The sequence below is a fragment of the Oligosphaera ethanolica genome (genome assembly GCF_030814695.1).
GTDB classification, from domain to species: domain Bacteria; phylum Verrucomicrobiota; class Lentisphaeria; order Oligosphaerales; family Oligosphaeraceae; genus Oligosphaera; species Oligosphaera ethanolica.
On the sequence record NZ_JAUSVL010000001.1, the window covers coordinates 4403481 to 4418567 of the forward strand.

The 15087-nt window shown below is 62.0% G+C and carries 8 protein-coding genes; 6 read left to right on the forward strand and 2 right to left on the reverse strand.

Going from position 1 to position 15087, the window contains the following annotated elements; genetic code table 11:
* Nucleotides 1-38 precede the first annotated feature (38 nt).
* Both J3R75_RS15510 and J3R75_RS15515 read left to right on the forward strand, forming a co-directional pair.
* Nucleotides 39-827, forward strand: a complete 789-nt coding sequence (locus J3R75_RS15510) for a potassium channel family protein (RefSeq protein WP_307263359.1) — start codon at nucleotides 39-41, stop codon at nucleotides 825-827.
* Nucleotides 828-921: 94 nt separating this feature from the next.
* A complete protein-coding gene (locus J3R75_RS15515; protein ID WP_307263361.1) occupies nucleotides 922-2622 on the forward strand; it encodes an ABC1 kinase family protein in 1701 nt (566 codons plus the stop codon).
* A gap of 480 nt (nucleotides 2623-3102) precedes the next feature.
* On the opposite strand, the gene J3R75_RS15520 is transcribed toward J3R75_RS15515, so the two are convergent.
* Entirely contained in the window at nucleotides 3103-4005 is a 903-nt protein-coding gene (locus J3R75_RS15520; protein WP_307263363.1) for a glycyl-radical enzyme activating protein, read from the reverse strand.
* A gap of 212 nt (nucleotides 4006-4217) precedes the next feature.
* A complete protein-coding gene (locus tag J3R75_RS15525; protein ID WP_307263366.1) occupies nucleotides 4218-7094 on the reverse strand; it encodes a hypothetical protein in 2877 nt (958 codons plus the stop codon).
* A 1269-nt stretch (nucleotides 7095-8363) separates the two neighbouring features.
* Between J3R75_RS15525 and J3R75_RS15530 the strand changes: the two genes are divergently transcribed.
* From J3R75_RS15530 to J3R75_RS15545, 4 genes are all read left to right on the forward strand, one after another.
* Nucleotides 8364-9797 carry an L-arabinose isomerase family protein gene (locus J3R75_RS15530; RefSeq protein WP_307263368.1) on the forward strand — a complete coding sequence of 478 codons (1434 nt, stop codon included), beginning with the start codon at nucleotides 8364-8366 and terminating at the stop codon, nucleotides 9795-9797.
* 72 nt (nucleotides 9798-9869) lie between these two features.
* Nucleotides 9870-11390 (forward strand): Gfo/Idh/MocA family protein, encoded by a 1521-nt coding sequence (locus J3R75_RS15535; RefSeq protein ID WP_307263369.1) that lies wholly within the window; start codon nucleotides 9870-9872, stop codon nucleotides 11388-11390.
* A gap of 34 nt (nucleotides 11391-11424) precedes the next feature.
* Complete coding sequence (locus J3R75_RS15540) at nucleotides 11425-11589, forward strand: hypothetical protein (protein ID WP_307263372.1); 165 nt, start codon at nucleotides 11425-11427, stop codon at nucleotides 11587-11589.
* Between the two features lie 71 nt (nucleotides 11590-11660).
* Complete coding sequence (locus J3R75_RS15545) at nucleotides 11661-14678, forward strand: glycosyl hydrolase (RefSeq protein WP_307263375.1); 3018 nt, start codon at nucleotides 11661-11663, stop codon at nucleotides 14676-14678.
* Nucleotides 14679-15087: the final 409 nt, after the last annotated feature.

The window sequence follows — 15087 nt, forward strand, 5'->3', positions numbered from 1 at the left end:
GCCCGGGGCCGGGCGCTGGCGGCAAAGGAGCAGAGGATATGGACAAACAAATTGCAGTGATTGGCCTGGGTGTCTTCGGCAGTGAGGTGGCGTTGTCCCTGATGAAGCGGAACTTCACCGTGCTGGCCATTGACGAGGACCAGGAGGTCATTGAGAACATTAAAGAGCAAGTGACGCAGGCGATGATTCTGGATACCACCCAGGAGCAGGCGCTGCTGGAAGCCGGTATCCAGGATATGGACACGGTGGTGGTCGCTATCGGCACGGGGCACTTGGAAAACAGCATTTTGACGACGGCGCTGCTGCGGCAGATAGGCGTGAAGTACATCATCGCCCGCGCCGCCAACAAGCTGCACGAGCGGATCCTGAGGCAGGTGGGCGCCCATGAGATCGTCAATCCCGAGCGGGAAATGGGCGTGAAGATCGCCAACAAGATTGCGCGGCCGGGCTTTTTGGAGATGTTTTCGTTGACGGACAATGTGTGCGTGGTGGAATTGCCGGTGCCGGACAGTTTTGTGGGGCACACGCTAGAAGAGCTCAATGTCCGCAAGCGCTTTAACATCAATGTGCTGGGCGTGCAGCGGCTGCGCCGCGAAGATGTGGTCGCAGCGACGGTGGCGCCCAAGGACGATGCCGGCAAGGCCGCGAAGAAGGAGGCCGTGAAAGAAGCGGCGAGCGCTGAGGCGGAGTCCGAGCTGGAAGACAAGCAGGACGAGCGGCGGATGATCATGAATATTTCGCCGGCGAACGACCGTTTTCAGAAGAGCGACATTCTGTTGGTGATGGGCTATCAGGACGACGTGAACCGCCTCCTGGCCCAGAAATGACGCGCAGCGGCAGCGGCGTTTTTCCTGCGGGCTACGCGCGTATGCGGAAAGCTGGCCGGGCTGTGTGGATGAGCGGTGACGCGAAGGTGGCAGCATGTCGAGCATAGACACATTTTTTACGGTTACGCGGACCTACCGCCACATGGGTCGCTACAATCGTATTTTGCAGATTTTGATCCGCTACGGTTTTGGTTACATGCTTGACTCGTGGCGGTTGCACGTGCCGCGCAGTTTGCGGGAGCTGTGGCAGCGCCAACGGCCAGACGACCTGGCTGGTGCGCCGGAGAGCATGCCGGAGCGGGCGCGGTTGGCGTTGATTGAGCTGGGGCCGACCTTTGTCAAGCTCGGGCAGGTGCTGTCAGCGCGGCCGGACTTGATTCCCATTGAGTACGCGCGGGAGTTCACCAAGCTGCAGGATCGGGTGCCTTCCTTTCCATTTGAGGAGGTGCGGGAGATTATTCGCGAGGAGCTGGGCGGCCAGTTGGAGGACTTCTTTACGGAGTTCGACCCGGTGCCCGTTGCGGCGGCGTCAATAGCGCAGGGGCATCGGGCGCGGCTGCTGGACGGCACGGACGTCTTCGTCAAAGTCCAGCGGCCGAATATTCGCAAGAACATCGCCATTGATTTGGAAGTGCTAGGCTACCTGGCCACTCAGTTGGAACTGCACAGCGAGGAGCTGGGCTTTTTGCGGCCGACGCGGATTGTGGACGAGTTCGCGCGCAGTTTGTCGGCGGAGCTGGATTTTTCGATTGAGCTGTCGAACCAGCAGCGATTCAGCCGGCAGTTCAGCAAGCGTCTGGGGGTGCGGGTACCGAAGGTCTTTCCGGACATATCGACGCGTCGGCTACTGGTGATGGAGTACATCGACGGCATCAAGGCATCGGAGATAGACGCTTTGCGCGCGGGTGGCTATGACCTGGACAAGCTCAGCGATTTGGGCGCCGATTTGGTTTTGGAGCAATTTTTTGATCATGGTTTTTTTCATGCCGATCCGCATCCGGGCAACATGTTCATTATGCCTGGCGATGTGATTTGCTATGTTGATTTTGGCATGATGGGCTGGATCACGCCGAGTGAGCGCAACGACTTTGCGAATTTGCTGGTGGAGATCCTGGCGGGGCATTATCAGCCGGCGGTGCATTATCTGTTGCGGCTGACGCATTGTGACGGCGAGCCCGACATGGGCGAGCTGGAGCGGGATCTGGAGATGCTCGCCAGCCGTTATTTCCACGGCAACATCGCGCAGTTTGATGTCGGCGGGGCTTTGCAGGACCTCTATAGCGTGTGTCGCCGGCAGGGCCTGTGCATCAAATCGCATATTTATTTTATGCTGCGGGCGCTGGGTTTTGCGGAGGAAATGGGCCGGCGGATGAATCCGCGTTTTGAGATCGTCAAGCATCTGCAGCCCTTTGCGGCGAAGTGGATGCTGCGGCGCTACAATCCGATCCAGCTGGCACATTCGTCGATTAGCGTGGTGGACGACTGGCTGTCGCTGGCCAAGGAACTGCCGCAGAACTACCGCCAGGTGTTGCGGCAACTGCTGCATGGCCGGCTGAAGCTGCGGCATCAGTTTGATAGCGTGGACACGCTGCTGCACGGGCTGGACCGGATTTGCAATCGGCTGGCGGCGTCGATCGTGCTCGGGGGGATAGTGGTGGGTTCGGCGATTGTCATTCACGCCGATCGTGGCCCGAAGTGGCTGGACGCGCCCGTGATGGGCATCGTCGGCTTCGTGTTGTCGGCTTTCCTGGGGTTCTGGCTGCTGTGGAGCATCGTGCGTTCCGGACGGATGTGAGATTGGAGAAAGCGACTATGGGGTTCCATTGCCCCTTTGGCCCCGGTCAGCTTCGCCGACCGGGGCCAAAGAGGCCGAGGAACACGAGCAAAAATGGCGCGTTACCCAGGGCGGCGCTCCGCCTTCGGCGTCGCTTGCCCTGGGCTGGTATGTTTCGCGCTTTCAGCGCTCAAATGCCGCCGGGACGGCGGCGCTCCCAGGAGTCCCCGGCGTCCGCCAAGCAGTCCCCGGCGTCCGCCAAGCAGTCCCCGGCGTCCGCCAAGCAGTCCCCGGCGTCCGCCAAGCAGTCCCCGGCGTCCAATGCGTCATACCCCGCAGTCCCGAAAGTCCCCACAGTCCAATCCATGGGATCATGCCTCATGAGTCGTGAGTCCTCGCCCCAGCGCCGCCGCCAACCGGCCCCCACGGTCCGTGGCCAATATCCATCACTGGCCGCTTTACAGGCTGGAGCTCCGCGCAGGGGGGCGTTGCCACAATGGGTCAGAAGCGCAGGTTTTGCAGGCCGGTGGTTTTGAGGGTATCAGCCACGTGTTGCAGGTCGGCTTTGCTGGGCGAGGGGACGTCCGGCATGGTATCATCGCGGCCGATGGCCAGGTACTTTGAGCGGGCCAGGGAGTGGTAGCCCAGGATTTTTACGGCGCTGATGTTGGGCAGGGACGCGAGGAAGCTGCCGGCCTGGCGCAGGGTGTCGTCGTCATCATTGTAGCTGGGGATGATGGGCATGCGGATTTCGATGGGGCGGCCGGTGGTCGCGAGGCGCCGGAGATTGGCCAGGATGAGTTCATTGCCAGCGCCGGTGCCTTGGCGGTGTTTGGCACTGTCCATGTGTTTGAGGTCGTAGAGGAAGAGGTCGGTGTAGGGGATGACCTTTTCGATGGCGGTCCAAGGGACATTGCCGCAGGTATCGACGGCGCAATGGAGACCTTCTTGCCGGAGCATGGCGAGCAGTTCGACGCAGAAATCGCTTTGCAGGAGAGGTTCGCCGCCGGAGAGAGTCACGCCGCCCTTGGAAGACTCGTAGAACGCGCGGTCTTCGCGGATGACGGCGGCGACATCGGCGGGGGATATTTCCTGGCCGTAGAGTTCCAGTGCCTGTCGGTAGCAGCTGTCAACGCATTGGCCGCAGCCGTTGCAGAGCTGGCGGTCGATGCGGTGCTGGCCATCGGCGCTGATGGCGTGGGCATGGCGTGGGCAGGCCGGCACGCAGTCGCCGCAGCTGAGGCATTTGGCCGCAATGAGGCCGAGTTCGGGTTCGGGACGGATGCTTTCGGGGTTGTGGCACCAGCGGCAGCGCAGGGTGCAGCCTTTGAGAAAGACGGTCGTGCGGATGCCGGGACCGTCGTGGACCGCGAAGCGCTTGATGTCGACAATTCGACCAGTCATAACTGTCTTTGTGGGTTGATGAACGTTGGTTGCTGATGCGTGGCGGCGGGATTTACGGTGGGATCTGCCTTGGGCCTGGCTGTGTACGCGTTGTTTGTGACGGCATTACTATAGGCGTGCTGCTGGCGGCCCCAATGTCGGAAAGGCCCGAAGCCATGTCATTTTGTGATACATGGCGTCGGGCTTGAGCGTGTTTGCATGCACCGCTTGGCTTAGTTGGCCTTGGGGCGATCGGCGGCGACGATGGCATCGGCCTGTTTGCGCATGGCCAGGACGTCGCCGCTGCCGGGGAGGACGAAGAGGTAGCAGGGCGTGTCGGGGGTGTAGCTGGCCTGTGGGGGCAGGGTGTAATCCACGGGGCGATAGGCGTCTGGGTGCATGCTCTGGCGTTTTTCGTCTTTCCAGAAGTGCATGATGAGATTTTGGCGGTAGAGGGCCGCGACGCCGAGGAAGGCCTGGCCGTCGGGGGCCACCCAGGCGGCGCTGCGCGCGAGCGACCACAGACTGGGAACGGCGTTGTCGTGTTTGGTTTGGACTTCGAAATCCGGGTAGAGGCGGAAGAAGAGCCCGCTCAGCGGCAGTGGCGTTGCGCCGAGGTTTTTGACGCTGAGGATTTGGGCGATGGCGTAGTCGGCGTTGGTCGGCAGCACGAGCAGGTAGGTCATGGTGAAGTGCTCATGTGACTGGGCGTCGGCGAGTTGTTCTTGCTGGTCGGGGACTTTTTCGGCGGTGACTTCGAGGTAGGCGGCGCGGTCATTGGCGACGAGTTTGAGGACGCTGACGCTGCCGACGTCTGTCCAGCGTTTTGTGCCCTGGTCATTGAGGTAATTGAGCATGACATTGAAGGTGCCCAGTGGCTTGCCGTCGCGGGCGATGGCGATGCGTGGCGAGTCGGGTAGGGAGCTGAGACTGATGCGGCCGTTGTCGATTGTGAAGGCTTTGCCGGCGAGGGTGGTTTTCATGGTTGGGTGCGGGGCGCTGCGGGTGAGGCGCGGGTAGTTTTGGAGGTAGTCCTGGAAGAGCTGGCCTTTGTCCATCGGTGGCAGTTCGGTGATGGGCGGCAGCGGCTGCAGGCGGGCTTTGGCGGGAGTGTTCTGGATGGCCTTGAAGACCTTGACCATGCCGGGGTAGGGCACGCCGTCCTCGTTGATCATGCCGTAGTTGGTATTTTCGGGGAAAGGCGTGGAGATGCCGAGGGCTGGTTCGTCCACCCACATGAAGTAGTCGTAACCGATCATGAAGGGCATGGACAGCAGGGTGCGGGCGTAGATGTCGGTGGCGCGGGAGCGCTCGGCCTGGGTGTGGAAGCGCTGGCCGGCACCCTTGGTGCAGGGCAGGCCGCTGTCCAGGGCGGGGAAGGACCATTCGGTGATGATGGTGGGCTTCTGCACCCAGTCATAGACCTGCTGGAAGGCCTGGGGCAGGGGCTCGCCGCGGCTACCCAGGGAGGTGTAGGCGGCGCCGCGGTCGAGATCGACCTGGCCATAGAAATTCCAGGTGACGCAGTCGTTGTATTTGCCGGCGGCTTTCCAGACGACCTCGTGATTGCCGTTGATGCCGGCGAAACGGCAGGCCATGAGCAGGTGGTTGGGGTCGACGGCGTCATAGACCTCGCGGACCGTCCGGAAGTAGATATCGGCGACGATGGCCAGGAAGTCCGTTTTGCAGCGGCTCTGCTCGGGGGTGCTGTCGGGCAGGGCGTCGAGGGTGAGAATCTGTTCGAAGGACTGCAGTTCCTGCTGCCATTGGCGGTTGAAGACGGCGATGTCGTTGCCGGCCTGTTCTTTGAGGAAATCGCGCAGGGCGATCTTGGCGCTGTGCGTGGGCGATTTTTTCAGCACGGCGTCAAAGAGACCGCTGTGGGGTTTGCCGCGGCCCCACCATGCCAGTTCGTTATCGATGAAGTAGCCGAAGACCCATGGGTTGTTGACGTCTTTAGCACAGACTTCTTTGATGCGGTATTCGCACCACAGGCGGAATTGGGGGTGGAAGACATTGGGGAATGCGGAGCAGGGGCGGCGTTCGTTGGGGGTGATGTCGAATTCATCGCCGAAAGTGGCCATGATTGAGCCGATGCCGATGGACAGCGCGTGGGCGAGGCCGCGCTGGCGGATGATGGGCGAGGAGCCGGCGGCGAGGATATTGAAGCCCCAGTCCTGCAGTCGTCCGAGAGTCTCGACGGCCCATTCTTCCTGGTTTTCGTATTTGGCGTCGTTTTTGCGTTCGTGGGGGCGATAGCCGAGGGTTTCGCACCAGTGGCCGCCGTAGGTGACGTGGTCAATGCCGAAGACCACGAAGCGGCGACCGAGGGGGTCGACGGCCCACCAGCTGCCGTCGTCGGCCTGTTCGGTGTAGAAGAAGCCGGTGGCCGGGCGCTGGCTGTCGGCGACGAAGCTGGTGCAGAAGTAGGGTGGCGGGGTTGCCTGGGTGGCGTTTGCGAGCGCGTCGACGCTGACGGCGTCGCCCCAGCTGGCGACGACCTGCTGGAAGTCGGCCAGCAACGACGAGCTGCGGAGAGCGGGTTTGCCGATGGCGACGGCGCTGTCGTCCAGAAAACGCCATTGTTTGCGGACGCACTGTTTGCCGTCGAGGGTGGAAATGACGCCGGTGACGCTGCCGTCGGCCATGGTCAGGCGCAGGCGGTAGGGCGTATTGAGTTCCCAGGCGAAGCCGTCGCCTTCGCTGCTGACCGACGTGAGGTTTTGGGAGTAGGGCCAGCGCCCCGTGGAACACTGGTTCAATTCTACAAAATGGCGGCTGTTCTGCTCAACCGGGCTGGCCACCAGGGCGAGCTGCCAGAAGTTGTCCTTGTCGAGATGGATATTGACGCCGGCGACGGCCCAGGACTCGCCGACGCGACAGCGCGGCGTGACGACGGCCTCGATGCTGCAGCTTCGCGAAAATGGCGCCGGGTTGTAGGGGAGGATGCCGCCCGGGATGACGCAGCTGATGCGGTCACTGGCGAAGCGCCAGGCGAGGGGATTGCCGATGACCCAGTCATTTTGGTTGTGCGACAGGGGCTTGAGTTCCTGGGCGCCGCAGGCGGCGGCAGCGAGGAACATGGTCAGGCGGAGGCAATGGCGGAGCATGGGCGGTCCTTGGGTTGCTGGTGGCGGTGACGGTGGTGACGGCGGGTGAGCAGTACCGCGATTATGATAACACGATATCGGTTGGGGGCAAGCCACGTGGTTTTGAACGCCGAACCTAGAGCGGCGCGCTACGGCAACCGGAAGACGGGCGCGCTACGGTCGGCGGGGATGATCGGGGCGGGCAAATGGGCCGTCTTGTCGGAGTGGGCTGAAAGCCCGCACCACGGCCGGGAGACGGGCGGGCTACGGTCGGCGGGGATGGTCGGCGCGGGCAAATGAGCCGTCTTGTCGGAGTGGGCTGAAAGCCCGCACCACGGCCGGAAGACGGGCGGGCTACGGCAACCGGAAGACGGGCGCGCTACGGCAACCGGAAGACGGGCGGGCTACGGTCGGCGGGGATGACGAGGACGGTATAATGGGCCGTCTTGTCGGAGTGGGCTGAAAGCCCGCACCACGGCCGGAAGACGGGCGGGCTACGGTCGGCGGGGATGATCGGGGCGGGCAAATGGGCCGTCTTGTCGGAGTGGGCGAGACGCCCACTCCACGGCTGGAAGACGGGGGGGCTACGGCAACCGGGAGACGGGCGCGCTACGGCAACCGGAAGACGGGCGGGCTACGGTCGGCGGGGATGACGAGGACGGTTTAATGAGCCGTCTTGTCGGAGTGGGCGAGACGCCCACTCCACGGCTGGAAGACGGGCGGGCTACGGTCGGCGGGGATGGTCGGCGCGGGCAAATGAGCCGTCTTGTCGGAGTGGGCGAGACGCCCACTCCACGGCTGGAAGACGGGCGCGCTACGGCAACCGGAAGACGGGCGGGCTACGGTCGGCGGGGATGGTCGGCGCGGGCAAATGAGCCGTCTTGTCGGAGTGGGCGAGACGCCCACTCCACGGCTGGAAGACGGGGGGGCTACGGTCGGCGGGGATGACGAGGACGGTTTAATGAGCCGTCTTGTCGGAGTGGGCGAGACGCCCACTCCACGGCTGGAAGACGGGCGGGCTACGGCCGGGAGAAAGGCGCGCTACGGCAGCCGGAAGACGGGCGGGCTTTGACTTCAACTGGTCTCCAAAGAGTGAGACATTAGGCGTTGGCGTTTATTTCTGTTGCGCTGGCGTTGGCATATGTGCAAAGAAGTACAATACTATTGTCGCGCAGGGCGGCATGCGTAGGATATCCTCGGTATGCGTGGGGGGGCCGCGATGCGTTGCAGTTCGGACCTTGTTGGCAGCTGATCATGGAGGGGTGAAATGGGAAATGCGACGGTGACGAGATGAAAGTTGGCCTACTGCCTTTTTATCTGCATTTGTACGACGAAGTAGCGCCGGAGCGCCGGCCGGCGGTGCAGGCTTTTGCGGACTTGATAAGCCGGCAGCTGCGACGGCGGGGGCTGATTGTCGAGCAGGCACCAATTTGCCGGGTGAAGCAGGAATTTGCGGCTGCGGTGGCATCTTTCGAGCAGCAGCAGGTTGAGGCGCTGATCACCTTGCATCTTGCCTACTCGCCATCGTTGGAAGCTGCTGAGGTCATTGCCGCGAGCAGCTTGCCGGTGGTGGTGCTGGACACCACGCCGGATTACGAGTTTCCCTTTGATTTCGGCAATCGGATTATGGTTAACCACGGTATTCATGGCGTGCAGGACTTCTGCAATGTGCTGTTGCGCAGCGGCAAGGACTTTTTGATTTCGGCCGGGCACTGGGAAAAGTCGTCGGTGCTGGATCGGGTGGTTCGTCAGGTGAAGGCTGCGTGTCTGGTGCATAAGATGTGCCGCATGCGGGTTGGTCGGGTCGGCGGTTGTTTTGCTGGCATGGGCGATTTCGAGGTTCCTGACGGCAGTTTTGGCATGACTGTCGTGCCGTATGAAAGCAGTCTGCGGCGGCCTGCCGAGCCCGATGCCGAGCCCGAAGCCGAGGCCATTGCTGCGGAGATGGCCGCTGATCGCCGGCAGTATGTATTTGGAGGCATGTCGCCGGCGGTCTATGAGCGGACGCTGCGGGTCTGTCTGAAGTTGCGACGCTGGCTGGAGGCGGAGAAGCTCGACGCCTTCTCGCTCTGTTTCCGGGGCATCACCAGTGCGGGTGGTTGGGAGACGGTGCCTTTTCTGGAGGCATCGAAGGCCATGGCGCGTGGCCTGGGCTATGCCGGTGAGGGCGATGTGCTCACGGCGGCGTTGGTGGGGACGCTCATGCGGGCATTTCCCGAAACCAGCTTCACTGAGATGTTCTGTCCCGACTGGGCGCATAACCGTATTTTTGTGAGCCACATGGGCGAAATCAATATTGGGCTCTGCGATCAGAAGCCGTTGTTGACGGAACGCAAGTATATATTCAGCGCGACGGGCAATCCGGTCGTGGCTACGGGTTGTTTCCGGCCGGGGCCGGCCACGCTGGTAAATTTGGCGCCCTGTGTCGGCGGCGGCTTCAAGCTGCTTTCGGCGCCGGTGGTTTTCGATGCGCCGGGGACGCCGTCGTTGGCGAGCAACACCGGCTGGTTTTCGGTTCCGCAGCGTGACATCTCGTCGTTTTTGGAGGTGTACAGCCGTCTTGGTGGTACGCACCATCTGGCGTTGTGTTACGGTTGTGATCCGGCCATATTGGAAGACTTTGCCCACCTGATGGGCTGGCAGTATCATGAAGTGAAGGTCCTGCATGATGGCGCCGGCAGCAGCAGGGGGCAGCATCAGTGGCATCATGGCGAATGGTCGTGAGGTTGCTCGCCGCGGGAGTATCGCCGGCAGCATGGTGTTGACCGGCGGGTGTTATGGTGATTAGGAGACAACATGGGCATTGCAAGTGACATCTTCAAGACTGACCGGCGCATCAAACTGGGGATTTGGGGCCTTGGGCGCGGGCAGAATTTCATCAATGCGGCGAAGTATCTCAACATTGACGTCGTCGCCGGCTGCGATTACAACCAGCACATGCGCGAGCGTTTTCTGAAGAATTGTCCCGGCGCCTACGTCAGTGACAACGAGGACGAATTTTTGGCGCAGGATTTTGATGCCGTACTGATCGCGACCTGGTTTTGTTCCCATGCGGAGCACACGCTCAAGGCCTTGGGCGCGGGCAAGCACGTCATGTGCGAAGTCACGTCTTTTTTCACGCCGGCGGAGGCTGTGCGTCTAGTTGAGGCGGTTGAGAGCAGTGGCCGGGTGTACAACCTGCTGGAGAATTATCCATTCCAGATGGGCAACATGTACGTGCGTTCGTTGTGGCAGCAGGGCTTTTTCGGCGACTTCATGTATGCCGAGTACGACTATGTGCATGAGTGCCGGTCCCTGTCCTACACATACATTGACGGCGTGCCGGTGAAGCCGGGCTATCATGCGCATCAGTGGCGTTCCTGGCTGAATTTTCAGTATTACAACACCCATTCGCTGGGGCCGGTGATGCAGATTACCGGGCTGCGGCCGACGCGGATCTGCGCGTTGCCGAGCACGGTGGCGCTGCCGGGCTATCTTGGCGACGGCAAGATGGGCGGGATCGCGCCGTCGCTGATCAGCATGAGCAATGGCGGCGTCATGCGCAATCTCATGGGCGGTACGACCAACGACAGTCACACCCGGAAATTGTGGGGGACGAAGGCCGCCGTGGATCTGACCGGCGATGTGCGCATCCGCGTGGGCGCTTCGGGCCATGGCCGCTGGCTGACGGTAGCGCCCAAGTGGCCGGAGATGGCCGAGCTGGCCAATCAGGCTGGACATGGCGGCGGAGACTTCTGGGAACTCTTTTATTTTGCCAGGCAGATACTCACCGGCGAAAAAGCGCCGTGGGACATCTACGCGGCCTGCGACGTCACCATGGCCGGCATCATGGGGGTGAAGAGTAGCCTGGCCAATGGCGAGCCAATGGACATTCCGGATTTCCGCGACCACGCCGCCCGCGAGGCGTTCCGCGCTGACCATTTTGCCCAGGAGCATTTTGATCCCAAGGCGATTTTCCCGGCTGGCCACGACCCGGCCATCACGGATCAATTTACGACGGTGATGAGCCGTTTTTCATCCATGGGCGGCTTCATTGGTACCATCCTGGTGCGCAATGTGTTCGATGGCATGGCGCTGTATCCGGACTTGGCGTCGGATCAGGATCGCTTTGCAGTGATTGCCGACGTGCGCAAGCTCATCCATGAGCTGCCGGCCATTGCCAGCAATTACCGCGAGGCGCTGGCGATCGCCGACGCCTATCCCGACGCAATGGCAGCGAAGGCGATTTACGACAGCGTTCATAGCGCGGAAATGGCGAAAGTCCTGGACACGGACAAGACTATCGCCGAGCTGCGCGACTGGCTGGCCGCCATGTGATGACGGGGGATTCGGGGGGGGCGCCGCATGCGTAGTGGACGCGGTGGACGCGGTGGACGCGGTGGACGCGGTGGACGCGGTGGACGCGGTGGACGCGGTGGACGCGGTGGACGCGGTGGACGCGGTGGACGCGGTGGACGCGGTGGACCCGGAGGGCGAAGCCAAACTTGGCGCTGTTGCTAGTCAGCCCCTTGCCTAGGGCTATATTGCACGCCATCTGTTTTTCCCTGTCACCATCTTTCACCTCACGCGCTCAACCAGGAGAAGCCGATGTTTCCCTACACGACCTTCAGCAACCCGCCGAATGAATTCCGCGGCACGGATTTCTGGATGCTCAACGACGCCCTCAATGACGCCGAGATCGCGTTCCAGATTGCGGAGATGAAAAAGCAGGGCGTTGCCAGTTTCATTGCTCGTACCTACATTGGCCTGAAGTCGGATTATCCCGGGCCGCAGTTCAAGCAGCACATGCACAGCATAGTCCGCTCGGCTCGCGAGCATGGCCTCAAAGTCTTCATCCAGGCCGGTTACATGCCCGAGGCCGTGCTGGATCTGCCGCCCGAGATGGCCCTACGCAATCTCACGCCCATGCCCAAAGCCGAGGCCGCCGGCAAAGGCGAGATTTTGGCGGAGGACGGCGACCTGTGCTTTGTTGCTGTCAACACCAACACCTTCGTTGACATGCTCAATCACGACGCCATCACCTTCTATCTCAAGCAGTCCTACGAGGACATGTGGAAGGATTTTCGGGACGAATTCGGCAAGACCATCCTTTCCGTGTGGGTTGATGAGCCGTCCTACAGCGCGGCGGCGTTGCCCTGGAGCTGTGCCATTGCGCCGGCCTTCCGCCAGCGCTGGGGCTATGACATCCAACCCAAGATACCCCTGCTGTACTGCGATCGCGACGACTATGCCACGGTCCGCTATCACTATTGGCTCGTGGTGCAGGACCTGCTCAAGACCGCCTATTTCATCCAGGTCCGCGACTGGTGTCGCCGCAACAACCTGCTTTTCAGCGGCCACCTAATGGCCGAAGACACCCTCGCCATGCAGCTGCTGCGCGCCGGCGCCACCATGCCCTACTACAAGTACTTCGACATACCCGGCATCGACTACCTCACGGCCGAAATGAACTGGCGTCACGCGCCGTTGCGGGCTCGTTCGGAGGCATCGGGTTTTCGTCAGGGCATGTACACCACGCCCCTCCAATGCTGCTCGGCGGCCCACCAGGCCGGGCAGACACAGATACTCGCCGAAATGTACGGCGTCAGCTCGGAGAATCTCACCCTGCGCGATCAGAAGAACATGTTCGACCACTTTGCGTCCTTCGGCATCAACCATAAATCCGTGCACGGCATCTTTTATTCTCTGCGTGGTCGCGGCAAACGCGCCTACCCGCCGCACGTTCATTACTACCAGCCCTACTGGCAGGACTACAAGGCCTTGACCGACTACTGCGCCCGCGCCAGTCTCTTCATCTCGCAGGGGCAGCCCGTCAAAGACCTCCTCGTCATCCATCCGCTCAGCTCGGCCGCCTGCGAATATCGCGGCCCCAAGACGCCTGACGGCCAAAGCCCCGACATCGGCCGGCGCGACACCGCCTTCCGCGTCCTCGAACGCCAACTCGTGGGTTGCCAATGCGATTTCCACCTCGGCGACGAAGACACCATCGCCATGTGGGGAAAAGTCGCCCGGGATGGCCAGCGGGCGCGCTTCCAGATCAATTGCATGAGCTACCAGGCCGTCGTTCTCCCCGACCTCAAGGCCATCGCCACGAGCACGCTGGAGCTTTTGGAACGCTTTGCGGCGTCCGGCGGCGCGGTCTTCGTCCTCGGCGAAACCCCGAGTTTGCTGGACGGCTGGCCGCATGACGGCATAGGGCAACGCCTCGCCAAGGCGCGCTTTGTCGCCGACAACGCTGAGCTCATTGACGCCCTTGCCGGTATGCCAAAATCCTACACGTTGCGCAGCGACATCGACCCGACAGCCATTCACGTCAATCACCGCGCCGACGAGCGTTACGACTACTTCTTCATTTTCAATGCCGACTGCGGCGAGCCGCGCCAGCTGCAGTTGACCGTGCCGGTCAATGCCGCCGCGTCGTTGCTGGATCCCTACGGCGCCGCGCATCAGCCGGCCGACACTGCCGTGGACGCTGCCGGCAGCACCTACGCCTTCAGCGTCCCCGAGGGCGGTAGCGTGATGCTCCTGGTGGATCGTCAGACACCGGCCGTGCCTCGCGCGTCGCAGGTCCTGCCTCGCGTCGTCTTGCCCTTGCCGGGGCCCTGGCGCGTCACCCGTCGCCACGCCAACGCCCTGGTGCTCGAATTTGCCCAGTTCCGCAAGGGCGACACTGGCGAGTTCTCGCGGACCTACCCGATACTTGCCATCCAGCAGATTCTCAGCGACGAAAACTACATCGGGCCGCTGGCCCTCCGTTTCAGCTTCCGCTCGGCGATCACCGTCAGCGGCGCGCGTCTGGCCTGCGAATCGCCGGAGCAGCAGCAGATCACCCTCAATGGCCAGTCCGTGGCGGCGCCACAGGGCTTCTTTTGGGCAAAGGAATTCCAGACCAGCAAGCTCCCCGACATCATTGCTGGCGACAACGTGCTGGAAATCCACCGCGACTTCCAGCCCTTGTCCAAGGCGCGTTCGTCCATTACGTCGCTGTTTGAGAACCTCCCTGGCGTGGAGTTGGAGATGATGGCGATCACCGGTGATTTCGCCGTCTGTTCGCATGTCGTGCCGACTCGCAGCAGCTGCGTGCAGTTGCACCACCGCTTTGTCCTCCAGCACGAAACGGGCCTGGTTGACGCCGAGCTTACCAGCGCCGGTTATCCATTTTACACTGGCACCATCGCCCTGGAAAAAGAGGTGGACATTCCCGCCGGGTGGGCTGGCAAAGACGCCAGCATTGAGCTCAGTGGCGGCAAATACTGTGTCGCGCGGGTCGTGGTCAACGATCAGGACCAGGGCTTGATCTGCTGGGAACCCAGTGTCTTGGCCATCAAAGGCCTCCGTCCCGGCAAAAACCGCATTCGCCTCGAACTGACCAACACCCTCAAGAACCTCCTCGGGCCCTTCCATCGCCCCAAAGGCGAATACGGCGAATGCTGGGCCGGCTATGGCATGCCCAGCTTGCCATGGCTCGGCGCCGTCGATGAAAACACCCGCCAGCCCATAGCCAACTGGCACGATCACCGCGAACCCGATACCTCCGCCTGGACCGAAAACTACATGCTGGTGCCTTTCGGACTTTCCGCCGCCAGGCTGTCCTGTGCGCTGTAAGGGGCGGGATCAGAGCAGCTGAAGGCGCGCGACATGGCAAACACGAACTAGATGGCGTCTTACCCAGGGCGGCGCGCGCCTTCAACGCTTCGCGGCGCCGCTTCCAAGCTGGGTGGTCATGCTGGGTGCTGTCCATTGAGTCCATATTGTCCATAGCAACGCTTGGCGCGCATGATAAGGTTTGTGGCGAGGACGGTTTGCGGAGTCGTTTGCGAAGCGGCTGGAAGCCGCTTCCACTTTGGCTGTTCGCATGACGTGGTCTGCGGAAACCAGTCAGGTACGGTCGGCGAGGATGGTCAGGACGGTGTAATAAGCCGTCTTGTCAGAGTGGGCGAGACGCCCACTCCACGCCGAAAGATGGCGCGCAGTGGGTCGCGAGACGCGCGCGGCAGGACGGGCCACCAAGCTG